Here is a 19430-nt window from a genome sequence, read left to right as displayed (position 1 = left end):
TCGCCACATCATCCCCCCGGTGCAACCACCGCAAACGCCGCCAGAGTCCGCTCGACCGCCGCGCGGTCGATATGGCGGTGCGTGACGAGGCGCAGCTGGCTTGCGCCGCTGGCCTGCACCAGGATGCCTTGCGTCTTGAGGCGCGACGCCCAGTCCGCGGAGCTCTGCGCACTGCCCGACGTATCAATGCGCAGGATGTTGGTTTGCACATGGCCGGGCTCGGCGAGCGCCGGGTCGAGCCAAGCCAGGCTACGTGCGAGTTGCTCGGCGGCCTCATGATCGTCGCGCAGGCGCGCGATCATGGTGTCGAGCGCGACGAGACCGGCGGCGGCGATCACGCCCGCTTGGCGCATATTGCCGCCGACGAAGCGGCGGAACGCCCGTGCCCTGGCGATCAAGGCGAAGTCGCCGACCAGCAGGCTGCCGACCGGCGCGCTCAATCCCTTCGAGATGCAGAACATCAAACTGTCGGCATGCGCGGCAATTTGCTGCGCACTCACCCCGAGGGCCACAGCTGCGTTGAACAGGCGCGCACCGTCGACGTGCACGGCAATGCCGTTGCCGCGGCCGAGTGCGTGAACGCGCGCCATATGCGCCAACGGCAGCACGGTGCCGCCGGCGCCGTTGTGGCTGGTCTCCATCCAGATCAGCGCCGGACGCGGCCGTCCCGCCGATGACGTGGCATGGATTGCCTGCGCGAGCGCCTCCTCCTGCATCGCGCCGCTGAGGCTCGGGAGCGGTCGCGGCACCAGGCCTGCGACGGTCACGACGCTGCCGATCTCCGAATTGAACAGATGCGCGCCGGCGTCGGAAAACACCTCCCCGCCCCGCTCGCCATGCGCCAGCATCGCCAGAAGATTGCCCATGGTGCCGCTCGGCACGAACAAAGCGGCCGCCTTGCCGGTCAGATCGGCCGCCCGCTGTTCCAGCACGCGGACGGTCGGATCGCCGTCGCGGCCGTCGTCGCCGAGCGGCGCGCTGCGCATCGCGTCGAGCATGGCATCGGTCGGCAACGTCACGGTGTCGCTGCGCAGGTCGATGATCTCGGCCGCGCGCTCCGGATTGGCTGAACTCATCATGCGTCCTGGGTCTTGAGCGCAAGCGGCGCAGCCTCCGGCGCTTCGACCGGAAGCCCGCCGCCAAAGCGCTGCACCAGCTTCACCGCAACCGTGTTGCCGAACACGTTGATCGCAGTGCGGCCCATGTCGAGGAAAGCGTCGACCCCGGCAATGATGGCGAGCGCCTCGACCGGGAGGCCGATCGCCGACAACACCATGGCGATGGCGACGAGCCCGCCCGAGGGAACATTGGCGCTGCCCTTGCTGGCGATGGTGGTGACCATCACGATGGTCAGCAGCGTCGACCAGGTCAGCGTCACGCCATAGGCTTCGGCCAGGAAGGTGACGGCGAGCGCGAAATACATGATCGCGCCGTCGCGGTTGAAGGCGTAGCCGAGGGGCAGCACCACCGAGACGATCCGGCTCGGCACGCCCATCGCCTGCAGCTTCTCCATGTGGAGCGGCAGCGTGACCTCGGAGGAGCGGGTCGAGAATGCCAGCAGCATCGGCTCCATCACCGCTTTCGTCACCGCGATCGGCTTCTCGCCGATCGCAAGCAGGATCAGCCAGAAGATCACGACCATGATGGCGAGGCCGAGATACATCACGGCCACAAGCTTGGCGAGCGCAACGACCGTCGCCAGGCCCTGCGTCGCGAACAGCCACGACATGATCGCAAACACGGCGATCGGCGCCAGCGCCGTGATCCATTTCGTCATCTTGAACATCGCCGCCATCACGGCTTCGAGCACAGCGACCATCGGCTCATCGACCTTGCCGATCGAGGCCAGCGCCAGCCCGAACAGGATCGCGAACACGAGCGTGGGCAGGATTTTCTGCTCGGCCATCGCCGCGACGATGTTCGACGGGATCATGTCCATGAAGAACTTGATCCAGTCGACCGACACCGCGAGGTTCGCCGGCACCTTGCCGGTCGCCGCCAGCGGCGCGCCGGCGCCGGGGTGGAAGACCCCGTTCAGCAGAAGCCCGATCACGATCGAGATCACGGTCGCCAGATAGAAATAGCCAAGGCAGATGACGACGACGCGGCCGAGCACCTTGAGCTCGCTGCCCATCCGGTAGATGCCGAGCGCCACCGAGGAAAACACCACCGGGATCACGATCATCTTCACGGCTTCGACGAAGGCGGTGCCGAGCGGGCGCAGGCTGGCGCCGAAATCCGGCCAGAACAGTCCGACGGCAAGCCCTGCGAGCAGGCCGATCAGCATCTGAACCGCGAGCGGCAATCTCAGAACGCGCCGCAGGCCCGATCGTTCGTTCATGAGCGCTGGTCTCCAATCGCCGAATGGCGCGGCCGCACGGCGCCGAGCGCCTTCAGCCGCGCCTCGAATGCCGACGACAAATGCCGCCACATCCGCTGCTGCGCGGCATCAGGATCCTGCGCCGCGACCGCGGCATGGATGTCGAGATGCTCGCTGACCGCCCGGCGGGTGCGCTCGGCGCTGTATTGCGGCATCTTTTGCAGCGCGAGCCCGCTTTGCGCGCGCAGATTGTCGTAGGCCTCGACCAGCCGGCCATTGCCGGTGGCGCGGAACAGCTCGTCGTGAAAGCTCCAGCCGGCTTGCTGTGCCTCCTCGACATCGATCGCGGCGCGCGACTTGATGCGGCGCAGCTCCTTGGCACATTGCACAAGGCCCTCGGTCGGTCCACGCGTCGCGGCGAGATAGGCCGCCATGCCCTCGAGTGCGAGCCGCAGCTCATGGATCTCGCGCAGGTCGTCGAACGACAATTGCCGCACGAAGGTGCCGCGCATCGGATGGATCGTGAGCAGGCCGTCTTTCGCGAGGGCCTTCAAGGCCTCGCGCACCGGCGTTCGCCCGAGCGCGAGCCGGTCCGACAGGCCGCGTTCCGACAATGGCTCATCCGGCACGAACTCGCCCGACATCACGAGGTCGCGGATGCGCGCATAGGCCTGGTCGCGGTGCAGAGCAGCTGACACAACTGACATACCAGCAGTATGTCAGCGGCATGTCAAGCGCATAGGACCTTCTCAGCGTGCCATCCTGAACGCCCGCCACACGCCGATCGCGGCGCAGAACGATGCACCGAGCTCCTGCCCATCTGCGAAATCGGCCTCGAACGCCTCACGCGCCGCCGAAAACCGCGCGTCGGCGAATCCGTCTGATGTCGCAACTGCCATGGCTGTGCCCCCCGCTCCATCCCCCACGCTTGCAGGGAGGCGGGACCTAGGCGGCGGAAGGCGCGCCTGACAATTCTCGAACTGAATTCTTTCGTCCCCATGTATTTATTTAAGCAGAGAGCTTCCCCTGCAGCCCCCGCCCTACTCCTGCTTCTGCAACACCGTGATGTGCAGCCGGCGGCAGATCTCCATGCCCTGGCGCCGGTAGAGCGCGATCGCCGAGACGTTGCTGGTGAAGACGTGCAGGAATGGAATTTCGTCGCGCGCCACGATCTGGCGGGCGACCGCCGACAGCAGCGCCTGGGCATAGCCGCGGCCGCGGTGGTCCGGATGCACGCAGACGGCGGTCATCTCGGTATAGTTGCCCGGCTTCATCCGCTCCCCGGTCATCGCGACCAGCTCGCCACCGACGCGGATGCCGAGAAAGGTGCCGAGCTCATGCGTCCGCGCGCTGAACGGTCCGGGTTTTGTCATTTCCGTCAACGCCATCATCGCGGGAACATCGGCGACACCGAGAGCGACAATCTCGACGCCGGGCGCAGAATGATCCGCGGGAACACCGACCATCTGCTCGCCGGTCTCGGCCAGCAGCACCTTGAAGTCGGGCGGCACAGGGACAGGATCGGGTGTGAACAGCACCGCGATGTCAGGTCCCGACAACAGCGCACCGAGCGCGGCAAAACTCTGCGGCGACATGTCGATCATGTCGGCGAAGGGTGCGATCGCAGTCGGAAAGCGCCTTGCGTCGGCGCCGCCTTCCGCCAGATCGCGTTGTCTCGTGGTCAGCGCGCTCCAGATCGGGCGATCAAGCGGATGAATCGACGGAACTTCGGACATGCGGCGCTTCGCTCCTGATTTCCCTCGAGCAGATCAAGAAGCGCCGACAAAATCCAGCATGGCGTGATGTCGTTGCGGCTCACAATCACGCCAGCAGGATTGCTTCTCTGTGCCGGACCGGCGCTTACGCCACCTTCAGGCAAAGCTCGGTCCCGCCCTTGAGCGGCAGCGTGATAGACACGAAGCCGTTTTTGGGATCGCGGACGAACTCCAGGAAATCCGCCTCGGCATTGTCGTTCATGACATAGCCGCCGACACGAAGCTGCGGAGCAACGATCTCGATCACCTGGCGGGCGAGTGTCGGTCCCTTCTCGCCCGGCCAGCCGTCGATCAGGATGAAGTCCACGGGACCACCGAGATCGCGCAGCGTCTGGCGCGCATCGCCCTCGCGGATCTCGGCATAGTCGGCCAGGCCGGCCTCGGCGAGATTGCGCTTCGCGGTTGCGACCTTGGCCGGCACGATCTCCGAGCCGATCACGGTGCCGCCGCCATTGTCGCGCATCGCGGCCGCGAAATAGAGCGTCGACATTCCGACCGAGGTCGCGAACTCGGCGACACGTTTGGCGCGTAAACCACGGCACAACAGATAGATCAACTCGCCCTGCTCCGGGTGGATCGAAAACCCCTGCTCGGCATAGTCGTTCGGATCGCGGCTGCCGCTCTGCATCGGATTGCCTCGCACGGGCGCCCGGCGCGTGGCCTGCAGGCGCTCGATGACGGCAGCGACCCGGGCATCGGCAATCGCGCTGTGAGGTCCAGCGTTGTACATGAAGGGTCTCCTTTGTGACTGCGTCATTGCTGCAGGATCTCGGTGGCAGCGCGGTCCAGGATTTTGGCGATGCGCCGCGCCTCGGCGGCATCGCAGCCGCGCTTCTGGCGCAGCGCGCTCTTCAGCGCGTGGCGGGCGCGGTGCACGTCGTCGGACGCTTCGCCATCCAGATCGCTGACGCCGGCGAAGGCTTCGCGCACCTCTTCCATGCGGCGGCCGATCCGCGACAGCGCCTCGAGAATGGTATCCGCGGTCGCACGGTTCTCGCCGAGATAGGCCTTGCCCTGCTCGGTGATATTATAGAGCTTGCGTGCCGCATCCTGGGTGACGCTGGCATGGCCGATCTCCTCGAGGAATGTCAGCGCCGGATAGATCACGCCCGGGCTCGGGCTGTAGAAGCCGTCCGACCGCTCCTCGATTTTCTTGATCAACTCGTAGCCGTGCGCCGCCTGCTCGCCGAGCAGCGCAAGGATGACCAGTTGCAGATCCTGCGACGAGAGCCGCCGCGATCCCGGAAAGTCGCCGCCGCCACCTCGCCCGAAGAAGCCAGGACCGCCGTGGCCAAAACGGCGGCTGCCTCTGCCGTGGCGGCCCATGGCGAAGAATCCAAACCGGAACCCGTCGTCGTCCCGGCCGTGAAATATCGATCTTCTCATTGGTCGTTCCTTACTGAAAACATATCTTACGATATATCTTCAGATGAAACAGCCGCAACCCACGTTTTCGTGAGTGCCCCCTTGCCGGGTCGGCCGCTCGGCGAGCTCGCTTGGTCTTTAGGGGTTTTGAGGGGTCATTTAGTGCCCCTCGTCCAACGTTGCAGGAAGTACAGGGCGATCAAACCGATGGGCCAACAGATCATGAGTGTCCGCTCCCAGGCCTTGAAGTCGCTGTACTCGGCAAGGGTATGCGGTCGGCCCTGCTTTCCACAATATCCACTGGCGCACATGTGCAGCGGAGCATCCGGGAATCTGACTAGGCCGTAGAGGAAGAGCGCCGCCATCAGAATTACAGCGCAAAACGTCACGACGCGCGCTGTGGTGACGCCCCTAAGCCAATCCGGAAGGGTACTGCCCATGTCGCAAATATGCGACCTTGATGGTGAACATTCCATTCAATCCCGTGATGCATGCGCCCCAGGACCTTCGAAGCCCACTGTCTGCGCCTGCCCGCCGCCACCAAGGTCGTGCAATGGGAAGGCACGTCGGTGTTCAAGGTCGGCGGCAAGATGTTCGCGCTGGCCGGCGGCTACATCGCGAGCACCGGCGGCTTCATGTTCAAGACCTCGAACATGGCCTATCAGCTGCTAATCGAGCAGGGCTTGGCGCGGCCGGCGCCGTATCTCGCGCGTGCCAAATGGGTGCAATTGATCGGCAACGACGCCCTCCCTGACGCCGAGCTCAAGGCCTATCTCGACCAGGCCCACGCGCTCATTGCCGGAAAGCTGACGCGGAAGTCGCGCAAGGCGCTCGGGCTCGACTGACCGGCGCGGCCGCAGCGCTAGTCAGCCACCCAGCGGCTTGTCGGAATCGCCCGACAGCAATTTCGGAAACAGCTCCTTGAAGGCGAACTTGACGTCGCCCTTGGCGCGCTCGAAGCGCAGCACGACGTCGAAGCGGCTGCCCTCCCATTTGGTGGGCGGCGTGCCCTTGCTCACCGGGATCAGCGGCAGGATGTCGGCGATGATCGCCTTGTGCTCCCAGCACAGCAGCACGACGCCCTTCAGCGCCAGTATCGCCTTCACCAACGCCGGCTCGTCACCCTTGCCAAAGCCTTCGTTCGGCGTCAGGCCGCGGCGCGCGGCGAGCGCGGAGATCGTCTCGGCCGGACGGCTGCTCGGCGGCTGATTGGGCGTGGTACCCGGCGTCGCGGCGTAGATCACGTCAGGCTTGGCATAGTCGCCCGTCGTGAGATCGGTGCCAAACAACGCTGCCCACGCGCCTGCGCGCTGCCAGCCGCGGAGCACGAGCGACTCGGTATCTGACACACCATCCGTAGTGAAGCCGGGCCCCGGCCAGGACTCGCCCGGCTTCTCGGCATGACGGACGATGTAGAGCGTGAGCGCGTCCATGGCAGCCTCGCGTAAACGTTGCATGATTGGAAACGACTTCAGACAGGTTGACCCTATCCCCGATCCGGCCTCGGCTTCATGAACGGCCTCACAATTTGCGAAAACTCGAGCGGTATTGCGCGGGCGACACACCAAGCCGCTCGGTGAACACGATGCGCATCCGGTCCGCCGAACCGAAGCCGCAGTCGAACGCAACCGCCTTCAGCGGCCGATCCGAGCCCTCGAGCAGCCGGCGCGCGGCATCGACCCGCGCTCGCTCGACGAATTCGTGCGGCGTGATGCCGGTCTCCTGGGCGAAGGCGCGGCCGAAATTGCGCACGCTCATGCCGACGGCCTCCGCCAGCGACTGCAGCGTGTGGCGCTCGCCGACACGCTGCATGACATGCGCCTGCGCGCGCGCAATCGGCGAATCCTCGTCGACCGGCGCGGTGAGATAGGGGCTGAACTGCGACTGCCCGCCCTGGCGCTGCGCCACCACGACCAGCCGCTTTGCCACCGCGACCGCGACCTGCGGCCCATGACGCTCGGCGACCAGCGCGAGACCGAGGTCGATGCCCGCTGTCACGCCGGCAGAGGTCATCAGTCTGCCGTCACGAATATAGATCCGGTCGAAGATCACCTCGGCAGCCGGAAAGCACGCCGCCAGCCGCTGCGCGTTCTGCCAATGCGTCGTCACCTTGTGCCCGTCGAGCAGCCCGGCATGGCCGAGCGCGAAGGCGCCGGTACAGATCGAACCGTAGAGCTCGGCGCGCGCGGGCGCCCTGCGCAGCCACTGCGTCAGCGCCTGATCCGGCTCGGCATCGGGCAGTGCCGGCCCACCGGCAACGAGCAGGATGTCGAATTTCTCCTTTGCCTCATCGAAACTGAGGTCGGCTGATATCTTCATGCCGTTCGATGCGCGCAGCGGTTCGCGGCTGGCGCCGACCAGCACCGTCTCATAGCCGTTACCGGGCGCGACAAAACCGTTCGTTTCCGCGAACACATCGACGGGACCGGCGACATCGAGCGCCTGAACCCCTTCGTGAATCGCGATCGCCACCTTCTGAACCGCCATGCCTTCTCCCTGTCAGCTGGCGCAAAACGACGTCTCGTTGGCCCGATCCGGCGGCGCGCGATCGTTGCGAGATCAGGCCAAGACGGGCGACAAAGCCGCGACGGATCACGCCACCAGGCGATCCGAACCTACCGCAGAGGCGAGCGCTGGCCCGGCGTGTTCGGACGCCACGGCATCGTCTTGCCACATCGAGGAGCGTCTTGAAATGACCGAGATCATCGCCGGCATCCGCGTACCCGACAGCGCCATGGCCCGTGCTGCCACCCAGCTGGTGCGCGATACCGAGGACGACCTGCTCTACAATCACAGCCGCCGCGTCTTCTTTTGGGGTGCGCTGACCGGCAATCGCCGCAAGCTGAAGTTCGATCCCGAGCTGCTCTATATCGGCGCCATGTTCCACGACATGGGCCTCACCGCTGAACATGCGAGCCCCGATATGCGCTTCGAGGTCGACGGCGCCAACGCGGCGCGTAACTTCCTCAAAGGCTACGGCGTCGCCGAGCGCGACATCGAGGACGTCTGGACCTCGATCGCGCTGCACACCACGCCCGGCATTTCCGAGCACATGCGTCCGACCATCGCGCTGGTCACCGCCGGCGTCGAGATGGACGTCCTCGGCATCGCCTATGACGATTTCTCACACGAGCACCGCGACCATGTCTGCGCGCATCATCCGCGCGAGACGAACTTCAAGGAAAACATCATCGATCATTTCGCCGCCGGCACCATCAAGAAGCCGCTGACCACCTTCGGCAACGTCAAGGCCGATGTGCTGGCGCTGAAGGACATGAATTACACAAGGGTGAACTTCTGCTCGATCATCCTCGGCTCGAAATGGCCGACATGAAGCGAGGCTCGTTCGGCTTCCTTCGCCCGGGCCGGAGGAAGTATGTTCAATCGGAGAAAAGCGCCTGGACGTCCTCTTGCGTGAGTGCGGAGCCAATGCGTCCTTCGGAATCGAAGATGCTGTCGGCCAGCGCGCGCTTGCGGGCCTTGAGTTCGTCCATTTTCTCTTCGATCGTACTGGCGGCCATCAGCCGATAAACAAAAACAGCCTTGTCCTGACCGATGCGGTGAGCCCGATCGATGGCCTGCTCCTCAACCGCGGGATTCCACCAAGGATCGAAGATGATCACGGTGTCCGCGGCCGTCAGGTTGAGTCCGACACCACCGGCCTTCAGGCTGATCAGGAACAAGTCGGTGGCGCCGTTCTGAAACCCCTCGATCGCGCTCCTGCGGTCCTTTGTTTCACCCGTCAGCACGCTGTACCGGATTCCGAGTGCGTCGCAACGCTTGCGGATCAGTGTCAGCATGGAGGTAAACTGCGAGAACACAATGATCTTGCGCTTCTCGCTCAGGAGTTCCTCGACCATCTCCATCAGCCGATCGAGTTTTGCGGACGGGCGCCTGACGCCGTCGTCGAGGTTCAACAGCGCGGGATCGCAGCAGGCCTGACGCATCCTGAGCAGCGCTTCGAGCACGATGATGTGGCTCCTGGCAAGGCCGCGCTCCCGGATCGCCTTGCGGACCTTCGCCGACATCGACAGACGGATCGCATCGTACAGTTCCCGCTGGCTGCCTTCGAGGACGATGCTTTCGGCGAATTCGCTCTTCGGCGGCAACTCGGCGGCTACTTCCCGCTTGGTCCGTCGCAGCAGAAACGGCCGGATGCGCTGCGTCAGCGTCCGTGCGCGTCCGGCGTCGGCCCGCTTCTCGATCGGCGTCCGCCAGTTGCGCACGAACGCCGCCCGATCGCCGAGATATCCCGGATTGGCAAAGCTCATGATCGACCAGAGTTCGCCGAGATGATTTTCCATCGGCGTGCCGGTCAGGCAGAAGCGATGCCGCGCGCGGATGCCCTGGAGCCGTCGTGTCGTCGCCGCGTTGGAGTTCTTGATGGTCTGAGCCTCGTCCAGCACTGCGATGTGCCACTCGCGCACCAGCAGCACCTCGTGATCGCGGGCGATCAGCGGATAGGTGGTGAGAACGAGATCGTAATCGCCGATCGTTTCAAAACTTTGCTTGCGGTTAGAACCATGCAGGACGAGAACCCTCAAGTCTGGCGTGAACTTGCGCGCCTCGTTGAACCAGTTGGTCATCAGGCTTGTGGGAGCGACGACGATCGCAGGATCCGTCATATGACCGCGCGCCTTCTCCAGCGCCAGCAACGCCAGGATCTGAACGGTCTTGCCCAATCCCATGTCGTCGGCCAGCACGCCGCCCAGACCGCTCTCCCTGAGCAGTTCGAGCCAGGCAAGCCCCTGCATCTGGTAAGGTCTCAAAACCGCGTTAAAATCGGCCGGCAGGACGGGAACCGGCAATCCGCGGGCGCTGAGCAATCCCGCCATGCGACGAAGATTTTCTGCACCCTTGAAGACGAATTGATCGTCTTCGAGACCGAGCAGTGGCACGATCTGTGCGCGCGAGAGCCGGATCTTCCCTGACGCGTCGACGAAGGTTTCGCCCGAAGTCAGGCTATGGAGCGCGAGTACGAGCGGAAGAAAGCGGCTGGCGGCCATCGCCAGATAGCGGCCGTCAGCCAGCGGCAGGTAGACGCTATCGCCATCGTCCGCGAGTTGCTTGACCGTCTCGGGCGCAAATCCGGGTTGCGATACCAGCGCCGCCAGGAGCGGGGCAAGATCGCGGCGTTCGCCGTCGATCTCGATCCCGAGTGCAAGCTCGAACCAGTCGATGCCGCTGCTCTCGAACTCGGCATCGAACGCCCCGGATGACATCGCGAGCCGGTATGGGAAATCGTCGTCGATGCGGATTTCGAAACCGGCCGTCTGCAGGCCGGCCGCATCAACATTGAGGAAGTCGAGCCAGTCCGTCGTCGACTGCGCGAAGGTCAGATCATGCGTATGCACGGCATCGAGCAGCGGGAAGGCCGATCTCGCTTCGACCAGGCCGAGACTGGTGAGCCGTGCGGTCATTTCCTTCTCTTTGGCCTTGCGTCGCGCGACGACGTAGAGGCTTCCGTCCCGGAACAGCTCCACGCGATGGGCGCTTTCCGACCGTTCGATTTCGACCGGACCGTAGCGGAAGCTGAGGCGGGCCACCGGTACGCGGTCTGGCGTCCGATCGCCATAATAATAGGCGGGCGCCGCCTTGCGCCCCGCCATCAGACGAAGCACCGGCATTGGATCCGTGTTGATCGTCGTCGCGGCCGCCGGTGGCGCGGGCAACCAGCCGGGATCCAGGTTCGGTAAACGCTGGCCAAGGCGTTGCGCGACTTGCGCGACATGGGCATGCGGGATGGCAGGAGCGAGCAGAAGCCGGCTGCTCAGCCGTTCTGGAAGATTCAACGTGATCGGCCCGATCAATCCGGCGGCATCGTCGACATAGACCGGCGGCTCTGCGTTCAGTGCCGTTGCACCCTCGACGATCAGTAGCGGACCGATCCCGTCCCTGCTGACCTGCCCCCACGCAATGCGACCATCGCGCGCCTCGCCCCATTGCAGCGGCGCGCCGCTGTGATCGTGCCAGAACGCCCGCCCGGTCGCTACGATCCGTTGCAGGACATCGGCCGAATAGGCGCGTCGGCCAAAGTTGTAGCCGGACCGAAACTCGCTGGACAGCCTGACAAGGATGTCGATGTCGGAACCGAGATAATATTTCGGAGCACGATCGACTGAAAATTCGGCCAAAGATGGCTGTGACACCTTGCTGCCGAACTCACCGGTCTTCAGGATTCTCACGGATACCAGCGACACCTCCATGCAGGGTACGCCGTACCCCGACAACGCGGGCTGCAGGTAGTAGAGCAATCGTTGCGCAACATCGGGCGGATAGTTCGTATCCCGCACCGCCCGACCGACCGTCTCGATCCATTCCGCGATTTGATAGGGCAGCACCGCTTCGGGCCGCGCATGCCCATTCCCTGCGGCGCCCCGTGGCTTCTGCGGTGCCGCTCCGGTTGACTGTGCCGGCGAATGCAAGGCTTCAAAGAGCGTTGCGGCAACATGCTTGCAGTTCACGGCCATTGGACAGCTGCAATCGCCGTCGATGTCAACCAGCCGATCACCGTCGAACTCCAGTTCGATATTGACCCGGTAGGGCGTGCGCTCGGTTCCACTCACCCGCGCCTGCATGCGGGTGAGATCCTCACTGATCTTCAAGCCGGAGACGCGGCCCTGGGCGCGGTAAGCAAAGGCCTTGTCCACAGCCGATCGGCTGAAGAAGCCGAGGATGTCTTTCTGTTTCAGTCGCTCGGAAAGGTTTGGAACGTCAGGCATCAAGGATTGCGGTTTCGACGAAGACGGGCGGCCCTAGACCAATCCACCATTAGCAGACGGAATATGTCGGCCAAACGGCATCGACCATCGCCCCTCCCGCGTCCACACCTTTGTCGTGGGCCGTGATGCACGGCGGCCGACGGACTCCCGCAGTGAAGGGCTAACTGCTGCGCGCCGGACCGCGGTCTGGACCGGGATCCCGACCGGCGGCCGCGAGCGCGAGCCGGCCCATATAGTGCGCCCAACCCTTGTCATGGCTCGCGCACTGCTCCGCGTTCGGCAGGCCGCTATGGGTCATGCGCAACAGCGTTCCGTTGTCCTGTTCCATCAGGTCGATCTCGATCAGGCTCGATCCCGGCGGTACTTCCGCGCCGCCTTCCCAGCCGAAACTGTAGGCCAGACGATGCACCGGCACCACCTCACGGAACGCACCGCGCGCGGCGCGGTTGCGGTCGTTACCGAGGCCCTTGAGCAAATAGAGCCCGCCGGGATGCAGCTCGGTTTCGGCCTCGAGCCCCATCCAGCTCACGATCTTCTGCGGATCGGTCAGGAAGGCGAACACGGTTGCGGGCGGTGCTGCGATCTGCATCTCGCGTTGAACGATGAAGGCTTCAGTCATCGATCCATCCTCCATGGGCGGTCGGGTTTCAGGGATAAGGCGTGACAAGGGTGGCGCATCAACCCCATGATGGGGGTGATGCAATTGTCCTCGACGCTGAGCTGGCTGGTCGACGCCGCCGCCGAGACCGCGAGCGCCAACCGGTTGCTGGCGGACCTGGGTCGCCACCTTATCACGGATGGCCTGCCACTTGTCGGCGGCGCCCTGACGCTCGAAGTTCCGCACCCGCTGATCGCCAGGCGCACCTGGTTGTGGCGTGCCGGCACTGGCGAGGTTATCGAAGCGCTTGGGTTCGCGCCTGAACAACCATTTGCAATGCCCGATATGGTCGGATCCGGCGATGCCGGCCGGCGCTGGCTCGGTAGCCTCGCGCCCGGCTCCATCCACGAGGACACGATCGGAACGCGACCGGATGGCCCGACCCTCGGCTGGATCGGGACAGCCGCCTTCACGCCTGCCGAGGCGGATCAATTGCGCGAGGCGGCACGCTTCACGGCCGCTCCGCTCGCAGCGCTCGCGGCGCGCGCGACATTGACGGCGGCGCTGGAAGCCTATCTCGGGCGGCGCAGCGCGGCGCGCGTCCTCGCATCGCCGTTGCGGCGCAACACTGGCGAAACCATCCGGGCGGCACTGCTGTTCGCCGATCTGCGCGGCTTCACCGCGCTCTCCGAAAGCCATCCGCCCGCCGAGGTGATCGCGGCACTCGACGCCTGGTTCGACCGCATCGCCGGCGCGATCCACGCTTTCGGCGGCGAGGTGTTGAAATTCATCGGCGACGGCCTGCTCGCGATCTTTCCGGTCACGACGAGCGCGCGCCGCGCATGCGAGGCGGCGCTGCGCGCGGTGTCGGCGGCACGCGTCGGCATGGCGCATCTTGATACCGACCGGCGCAAGCGCGGCCTGCCGCCACTGCCATTCGGCGTGGCGCTGCATCTTGGCGAGGTGCATTGGGGCAATATCGGCGCTGCCGACCGTCTCGACTTCACCGCGATCGGCGCCGCGGTCAATCTGGTCAGCCGGCTCGAAGGCCTGTGCAAGCCGCTGGAGCAGACCGTGCTGATCTCGGGCGCGGTTGCCGCCGAGACCGAGACGCCGCTGCTGGCGCTCGGCACCCACGAGCTGCGCGGCATCGCACGGCCATGCGCGGTCTTTACGTTGCCGGAGGGATGAGCCGGTCATCGGAACAGGCGCAACCACGGCGCCAGATGAAATGCGCTCATCAGTGCGTACATCGGGACCATGCCCTGCAATGAGAACGATCCCTGCATGGCGCCGCAGATCATGTCGGCCGGCGCCATCGCGGCAGCCAGAGCCATCACCGCGAAGGTCGGCGCGGCCGCCAGCGACAGCAGGCGCGCCATGACATGGCCGCGTGCGCCAAACCGGCCCCAAGCCTCACGTGTTTCGATTTCGGTCATCATTCGATCTCTCTGGAGATGATCCATGTCGTCATGTGCTAGGTTACGACCGGGCCTCGGAGGGTGAGAGTGACAAGTGTGTCGGGATTCGGATGGACTCGCTGATATCTGCTGCGGCGCGCGCGCTCGCGGCGGGTGATCCCCTCGGCGCACTGAAACGGGTAGCCCTGCGCGACGATGCGCCGGCGTTGGCGCTGCGCGGCATCGCGATGGCCCGGCTCGGCGATTTCGCACGCGCCAAGGAACTGTTGCGGCGCGCGGGCCGCGCCTTCGGTCCACGGGAAGCCATCGCGCGGGCACGCTGCGTGGTGGCCGAGGCCGAGATCGCGCTGGTGTCGCGCGACCTTTCCTTTCCCAGGAAGAGCCTCGCCGCGGCGCGCGCGACGCTTGCGGCGCGTGGCGATGCGCTCAACGCCGCGCACGCCGGCTATCTCGAAATCCGCCGCCTGCTGCTGATCGGGAGCCTCGATGCGGCCGAGCGCATGCTTGACGACCTCGACCCGGCGCCCTTCCCGCCGGCACTGCGGGTCGGCCATGAACTGGTCGTCGCCGGGATCGCAATGCGGCGACTGCGGACCAAACCGGCACGCGAAGCTATCGCGCGAGCTAAGGATGCCGCACGCCGCGCCGGCATCGCCGAGCTTGCGGCCGAGGTCGAGAGCACCGCGCGCCTGCTCGGCACGCCCGCGGCGCGCCTGATTGCGCGAGGCCACGAGCGGCCGCTGCTGCTCGAGGAGGTCGAGGCCCTGATGGCGTCGAAGGCGCTTGTCGTCGATGCCTGCCGCTATGTCGTGCGCGATGCCCGCACGACGGTCTCGCTGACGCGGCGGCCCGTGCTGTTCGCGCTCGCCCGCGCGCTGGGCGAAGCGTGGCCGCAGGACGTGTCGCGCGGCACACTGATCGCACGCGCATTTCGCGGCAAGCACGCCGATGAATCACACCGTGCGCGGCTGCGGGTCGAGATCGGACGGCTGCGCCGGGCGCTGCGGCCGCTCGCCGATCTCAGCGCGACGCCCGACGGCTTCGTGCTGGAGCCGCACGGCCGCCGCGAGGTTACCGTGCTGGCGCTGCCGGTCGAAGAGGAGCATGCAGCGGTGCTGGCTTTCCTTGCCGACGGCGAGGCCTGGTCGAGTTCGGCGCTGTCGGTCGCGCTGGGCGCGAGCCAGCGCACCGTGCAGCGCGCACTCGACGCGCTGGCCGCCACGGGCAAGGTGCAGTCGGTCGGCCGTGCCCGCGCCCGGCGCTGGATGACGCCCCCGGTGCCGGGATTCACGACGACGTTGTTACTCCCCGCCCCGCTGCCGAACGGCTAGCATCAGGGAGCAATCAGAGCGTTTTCGAGCGAAGTGGATGCCGGTTCGCGTGAAGAAAACGCGTCAAGACAAGAACCAGGAGCGCCGCATGAAGAAGTCTGAAGCCGAGATCATCCAGGAATATGCCTTCGAAGGCGTCGAGAGCGTGGGCGGCGTCAGCTTCGACGGCGAGCAGGTCTGGTTCGCGGCCGGTGGCCAACTGGTCGCCTTCGATCCCGACAGCGGCAAGACCACTCGCACCCTCGACATCGCGGCCCATGCCGGCACCGCCTTCGACGGCAAGCACCTCTATCAGATCGCCGAGGACCGCATCCTGAAGATCGAGCCGAACAGCGGACGCGTGGTGTCGACGATCCCCTCGCCCGGCGGCGGCCGCGACTCCGGCCTCGCCTGGGCGGAAGGCTCGCTGTGGGTCGGCCAGTATCGCGACCGCACCATCGTTCAGGTCGATCCCGAAACCGGCAAGGTTCTGCGCACCATCGAAAGCAACCGGTTCGTCACCGGCGTCTCCTGGGTCGACGGCGAACTCTGGCATGGCACCTGGGAAGAGGACCAGAGCGACGTGCGGCGCATCGATCCGAAGACCGGCGAAGTCGTGGAACGGCTGGAGATGCCGCAGGGCGTGTTCGTCTCCGGGCTCGAGTCCGACGGAAAAGACCGGTTCTTCTGCGGCAGCGGCTCGACCAACAACAAGGTGCGCGCCATCCGACGGCCGAAGCGCAGCCCGCGCGCCGGATGACGGTCCCTTATTGACGAAGGTTGGCGATTACCTAGCAACAAGGGAAGGAATGGAGCGGATGATCTGGCGCTTTTCGTCCGACAAACCCGCTAGCAGTGCCTCGTCGAGATGCCGTTCTCGAATGAGCCGCGCGAAGACAAGCGGGAGCTGCGAGTACCGATAATCGAACATCTCGTCGATCTCTTGCCTTTGCCGGCGCAGATAGTCGCCAACTTCCCACATCTCCGCTGGGGTCGCTGCTGCCCCGGCCCTGCTCTTGAATTCGGCCATCACCTTGGCGAGTGCGCACTGCAGCGCGGAATCATAGGCATTGCGCGCGATCTTCTTCTCGGCCGGGGACCATTGGAGATCATGGGTCATAGCGGGCTCTCACGGACATCATTTGGCGCTGTGACGACGGTCACTGCAACGGCGTTCGGGCGTGCGGGCGCCCGACCGATTCAATGATACCACAACGTGCAGTTTGTGCGCGCCGCTCGGCAAGAACAATACGTCCATCCGTTCGGTTGGCGCGCTGCGTGACGCAGGGCAAATCTCACGCCGGGGCCGGCACCGCCGTGGGCCGCGCCGCAGGCATCGGCCGGAAGGTCATCATGATCAGGAAAGCGCCGATGCCCATGGCCCAGGAGCCGACATAAAGCCATGTGTAGCTCGCAAAGGCATCGTAGATCAGGCCGCCGACCAGGGGACCCGTTGCCATGCCGAGGCTACCGGCCATCGACGTGCCGCCGATCACAGTGCCCATCATCCGCAACGGAAAGTTCTCGCGCACAAGCACGGCATAAAGCGGCATGGTTCCAGCATAGATAAATCCGAATACCGTCGCCACTGCATAGAATGCGGAGAGTTCGCGGACGAAGGCGTAACCGAGCGCGCCGAACGCCTGGGCGAGCAGGCCGAACACCAGCAAGCGCTTGGCGCCGAAGCGATCGCCGAGCAGTCCGAAGGCGATGCGGCCACCCATGCCGGCCAGTCCTTCGACACTGTAGATCGTCACCGCTGCAATCATCGGGACGCCGCAGGTGATCGCATAGCTCACGGTATGGATGATCGGTCCCGAATGCGTGGCGCAGCAGAAGAAACTTGTTGCCACCAGGATGATGAATTGCGGCGAGCGCAGCGCCTGCGCCAGCGACAACGGCGGCTCTCCATTCGCGGTTTCCGCTTCAGCGTGGTCGCCCTGCAGCGCCGGCGGGCGGCGCACCAGGAACGAGACCGGGATCATGATCGCGCCGACCACGGCTGACACGATCAGCATCGCCGTCCGCCAGTCGTGGTTGGAGATCAGCCAGGCCGCGAGCGGCGACATCGTCATCGGTGCCATGCCCATGCCCGCCGACACCAGCGAGACGGCGAGACTTCGATGGGTATCGAACCAGCCGGTGACGCAAGCCATCATCGGGGCGAAGATCGCGGCCGTGGCGGCGCCGACCAGCACGCCGAAGAGAAACTGAAACGCCAGCAGCGACGGCGCCTGGCTTGCCAGCGCAAGGCTTGCCGCCAGTACGACCGATCCGGTCAGCACCACCGGCAGCGGCCCGAAGCGGTCGGACAGCGTGCCCCAGATCATGCTGCTGAACGCCATCGCGAGGAAGCCGATCGTCATCGCGCTGGAGATGCCCGTCACCGACCAGCCGGTTTCGCGCGCCATGGGCTGGAGGAACACCGGCAGCGAGAACATGCCGCCGATCGCGACACAGCCGAGCAGGCCGCCGGCCGCGACGATCACCCAGCGATAGGTCGAATTGGTCATTCCGGAACTCCCAATGCAGTTCGTTCTGGCTGGAAGACGAACGGACCGGACTGGAACCGACAGCTGCCGAGCGCGCCAGCTCACTTTTTTGCTATCAGGCGTTCCGCGACCGCGGGCCACCCTGCTCCTACCGTTGCAAGGGAAGGACTTCTTTTGAAAACTGGCTTCGTCCTGATCTCCGGCTGCTCCAGCGGCGGAAAATCGACCCTGCTGGTCGAACTGCGCGGACGCGGCTATCGGGTCGTCGAAGAGCCCGGCCGCCGCATCATCGCCCATGAGCTCACGTCCGGCGGCGCGGCCCTGCCCTGGGTCGATGCCGAGGCCTTCCTGCGCCGCGCCATCGACGTCGCGCTGAAGGATATCGACGTCGCGCTGAAGGATATTGCGACGGCCCAAACCCATTCCGGATGGGTGTTCTTCGACCGCGGCCTCGTCGATGCGGCGTCGGCGCTCGAAGCATTGACCGGCGAGCCGGTGCTGCGCTTGCTGTGCTCCACACATCGCTACCACGCGCGCGTGTTCATGACGCCGCCATGGCCGGAGATTTACGTCACCGACGCTGAGCGTCGGCACGGCATCGAGGCAGCGATCGCAGAGTATCAGCGGCTGATGCAGACACTTCCGGCGCTCGGCTACGACGTCATGAACCTGCCGAAGATATCGCCGTCTCCGCGCGCCGATTTGGTGCTGGCGACGCTCGGGGGCGGCACCCCGCCTGTGGCCTGATCAGGCCCTCACTCCGCGGCCTCGCGATGCGGAACGCCCTGCTCGACGTCGAGCTGCAGGACGTCGTTGAAGCGATTGAAGGCGCCGCACAGCGCGATCCGCCAGGTCAGCTCGACGATCTGCGCTTCGGAGAAATGCTCGCGCAGGCGCGCGAAGATCTCGTCGCGGGTCCTGTTCCAGGTGTTGGTGACGGCGATCGCATATTCGACCACGAGCTTGTCGAGCGCATCGAGCTCGGGATGATCCTGATAGTCGAGCAACCGTTCCGCTCCCGCCTCGGAGACGCCCTGGATCGCGAGCTTCGGCGCATGGTGCGACACGCAATAGTCGCACTTGTTCAACAGCGAGACCGTTACCAGCGCCAGCTCGAGATGCCGCTTCGAGACCACCGCCTCGTCGGCGAGATCGACCAGCAGCGACCATATGTGCTTGAAGATCGGCGGACGCTGCGCCATGACGCCGGCCTGGTTCTCGAACGCGCCATAGGTGGTCATCTTGTCCCACAGAGGCTTGAGCTCGCGCGGCAGGTCGTTCTTGGTCTTGATTGACACACGTGACATGACTCTTGCCTCGGATCGGAATTGGACTGCTGCAGCCTGCCCCGCTTCAGCGGGCGCCGCAAGCTGCCCAACGGCATGGCAGTATCGCGCCAGGTCGGCGCCCCGGCGGCGACACACGCG

General features: G+C 65.3%; 21 protein-coding genes. 6 read left to right on the top strand and 15 right to left on the bottom strand.

Features of this window, described 5'->3' with window-relative positions; all coding sequences use genetic code 11:
* Positions 1–8: 8 nt before the first annotated feature.
* The 7 genes from ABIB78_RS05120 to ABIB78_RS05090 form a co-directional block, all read right to left on the bottom strand.
* Complete coding sequence (locus ABIB78_RS05120) at positions 9–1076, bottom strand: GntG family PLP-dependent aldolase (RefSeq protein WP_429022216.1); 1068 nt, start codon at positions 1074–1076, stop codon at positions 9–11.
* Entirely contained in the window at positions 1076–2341 is a 1266-nt protein-coding gene (locus tag ABIB78_RS05115; protein ID WP_429022214.1) for a dicarboxylate/amino acid:cation symporter, read from the bottom strand. The genes ABIB78_RS05120 and ABIB78_RS05115 overlap by 1 nt, the downstream gene beginning before the upstream one ends.
* Complete coding sequence (locus tag ABIB78_RS05110; RefSeq protein WP_429022211.1) at positions 2338–3027, bottom strand: GntR family transcriptional regulator; 690 nt, start codon at positions 3025–3027, stop codon at positions 2338–2340. Before ABIB78_RS05110 ends, ABIB78_RS05115 begins: the two co-directional genes overlap by 4 nt.
* 42 nt (positions 3028–3069) lie before the next feature.
* Positions 3070–3219 carry a hypothetical protein gene (locus ABIB78_RS05105; RefSeq protein ID WP_429022209.1) on the bottom strand — a complete coding sequence of 50 codons (150 nt, stop codon included), beginning with the start codon at positions 3217–3219 and terminating at the stop codon, positions 3070–3072.
* Between the two features lie 141 nt (positions 3220–3360).
* Positions 3361–4056, bottom strand: coding sequence for a GNAT family N-acetyltransferase (locus tag ABIB78_RS05100; RefSeq protein WP_429022207.1), 696 nt, complete (start codon positions 4054–4056; stop codon positions 3361–3363).
* A gap of 124 nt (positions 4057–4180) precedes the next feature.
* A complete protein-coding gene (locus ABIB78_RS05095) occupies positions 4181–4825 on the bottom strand; it encodes an O-methyltransferase (RefSeq protein WP_429022206.1) in 645 nt (214 codons plus the stop codon).
* 23 nt (positions 4826–4848) lie between these two features.
* Positions 4849–5481, bottom strand: coding sequence for a PadR family transcriptional regulator (locus ABIB78_RS05090; RefSeq protein ID WP_429022203.1), 633 nt, complete (start codon positions 5479–5481; stop codon positions 4849–4851).
* A 470-nt stretch (positions 5482–5951) separates the two neighbouring features.
* On the opposite strand from ABIB78_RS05090, the gene ABIB78_RS05085 reads away from it, so the two are divergent.
* Positions 5952–6305 (top strand): MmcQ/YjbR family DNA-binding protein, encoded by a 354-nt coding sequence (locus ABIB78_RS05085; protein WP_429022202.1) that lies wholly within the window; start codon positions 5952–5954, stop codon positions 6303–6305.
* Between the two features lie 21 nt (positions 6306–6326).
* On the opposite strand, the gene ABIB78_RS05080 is transcribed toward ABIB78_RS05085, so the two are convergent.
* Together ABIB78_RS05080 and ABIB78_RS05075 are read right to left on the bottom strand one after the other, a co-directional pair.
* Positions 6327–6893 (bottom strand): histidine phosphatase family protein, encoded by a 567-nt coding sequence (locus tag ABIB78_RS05080; RefSeq protein ID WP_429022200.1) that lies wholly within the window; start codon positions 6891–6893, stop codon positions 6327–6329.
* Between the two features lie 88 nt (positions 6894–6981).
* On the bottom strand, positions 6982–7947 hold the full coding sequence (locus ABIB78_RS05075) for a GlxA family transcriptional regulator (protein WP_429022198.1): 966 nt from the start codon (positions 7945–7947) through the stop codon (positions 6982–6984).
* Positions 7948–8152: 205 nt separating this feature from the next.
* On the opposite strand from ABIB78_RS05075, the gene ABIB78_RS05070 reads away from it, so the two are divergent.
* Complete coding sequence (locus tag ABIB78_RS05070; protein WP_429022195.1) at positions 8153–8794, top strand: HD domain-containing protein; 642 nt, start codon at positions 8153–8155, stop codon at positions 8792–8794.
* A gap of 46 nt (positions 8795–8840) precedes the next feature.
* Here ABIB78_RS05070 and ABIB78_RS05065 read toward each other — a convergent pair whose 3' ends face one another.
* Entirely contained in the window at positions 8841–12182 is a 3342-nt protein-coding gene (locus ABIB78_RS05065; protein ID WP_429022192.1) for an SNF2-related protein, read from the bottom strand.
* Between the two features lie 160 nt (positions 12183–12342).
* On the bottom strand, positions 12343–12801 hold the full coding sequence (locus ABIB78_RS05060; RefSeq protein ID WP_429022191.1) for an SRPBCC family protein: 459 nt from the start codon (positions 12799–12801) through the stop codon (positions 12343–12345).
* Positions 12802–12879: 78 nt separating this feature from the next.
* Between ABIB78_RS05060 and ABIB78_RS05055 the strand changes: the two genes are divergently transcribed.
* Positions 12880–13971 carry an adenylate/guanylate cyclase domain-containing protein gene (locus ABIB78_RS05055; RefSeq protein ID WP_429022188.1) on the top strand — a complete coding sequence of 364 codons (1092 nt, stop codon included), beginning with the start codon at positions 12880–12882 and terminating at the stop codon, positions 13969–13971.
* A 5-nt stretch (positions 13972–13976) separates the two neighbouring features.
* On the opposite strand, the gene ABIB78_RS05050 is transcribed toward ABIB78_RS05055, so the two are convergent.
* Positions 13977–14222: a hypothetical protein gene (locus ABIB78_RS05050; RefSeq protein WP_429022186.1), complete on the bottom strand. Its 246-nt coding sequence runs from the start codon at positions 14220–14222 to the stop codon at positions 13977–13979.
* Between the two features lie 89 nt (positions 14223–14311).
* On the opposite strand from ABIB78_RS05050, the gene ABIB78_RS05045 reads away from it, so the two are divergent.
* Positions 14312–15532 carry a helix-turn-helix domain-containing protein gene (locus tag ABIB78_RS05045; protein ID WP_429022184.1) on the top strand — a complete coding sequence of 407 codons (1221 nt, stop codon included), beginning with the start codon at positions 14312–14314 and terminating at the stop codon, positions 15530–15532.
* An 88-nt stretch (positions 15533–15620) separates the two neighbouring features.
* Positions 15621–16271 carry a glutaminyl-peptide cyclotransferase gene (locus tag ABIB78_RS05040; RefSeq protein ID WP_429022183.1) on the top strand — a complete coding sequence of 217 codons (651 nt, stop codon included), beginning with the start codon at positions 15621–15623 and terminating at the stop codon, positions 16269–16271.
* Positions 16272–16298: 27 nt separating this feature from the next.
* Here ABIB78_RS05040 and ABIB78_RS05035 read toward each other — a convergent pair whose 3' ends face one another.
* Positions 16299–16631 carry a hypothetical protein gene (locus ABIB78_RS05035; protein WP_429022180.1) on the bottom strand — a complete coding sequence of 111 codons (333 nt, stop codon included), beginning with the start codon at positions 16629–16631 and terminating at the stop codon, positions 16299–16301.
* A gap of 175 nt (positions 16632–16806) precedes the next feature.
* Positions 16807–18024, bottom strand: a complete 1218-nt coding sequence (locus ABIB78_RS05030) for an MFS transporter (RefSeq protein ID WP_429022178.1) — start codon at positions 18022–18024, stop codon at positions 16807–16809.
* 153 nt (positions 18025–18177) lie between these two features.
* Between ABIB78_RS05030 and ABIB78_RS05025 the strand changes: the two genes are divergently transcribed.
* Positions 18178–18750: an AAA family ATPase gene (locus ABIB78_RS05025; RefSeq protein WP_429022176.1), complete on the top strand. Its 573-nt coding sequence runs from the start codon at positions 18178–18180 to the stop codon at positions 18748–18750.
* A gap of 8 nt (positions 18751–18758) precedes the next feature.
* On the opposite strand, the gene ABIB78_RS05020 is transcribed toward ABIB78_RS05025, so the two are convergent.
* Entirely contained in the window at positions 18759–19310 is a 552-nt protein-coding gene (locus ABIB78_RS05020) for a carboxymuconolactone decarboxylase family protein (protein ID WP_429022175.1), read from the bottom strand.
* Positions 19311–19430 lie beyond the last annotated feature (120 nt).

Origin of the sequence: Bradyrhizobium sp. I1.14.4 (assembly GCF_050435825.1) — a bacterium.
GTDB lineage: Bacteria > Pseudomonadota > Alphaproteobacteria > Rhizobiales > Xanthobacteraceae > Bradyrhizobium.
The sequence above is the reverse complement of the archived record's forward strand: the minus strand, read 5'-3'. Positions and strand labels throughout refer to the sequence as shown.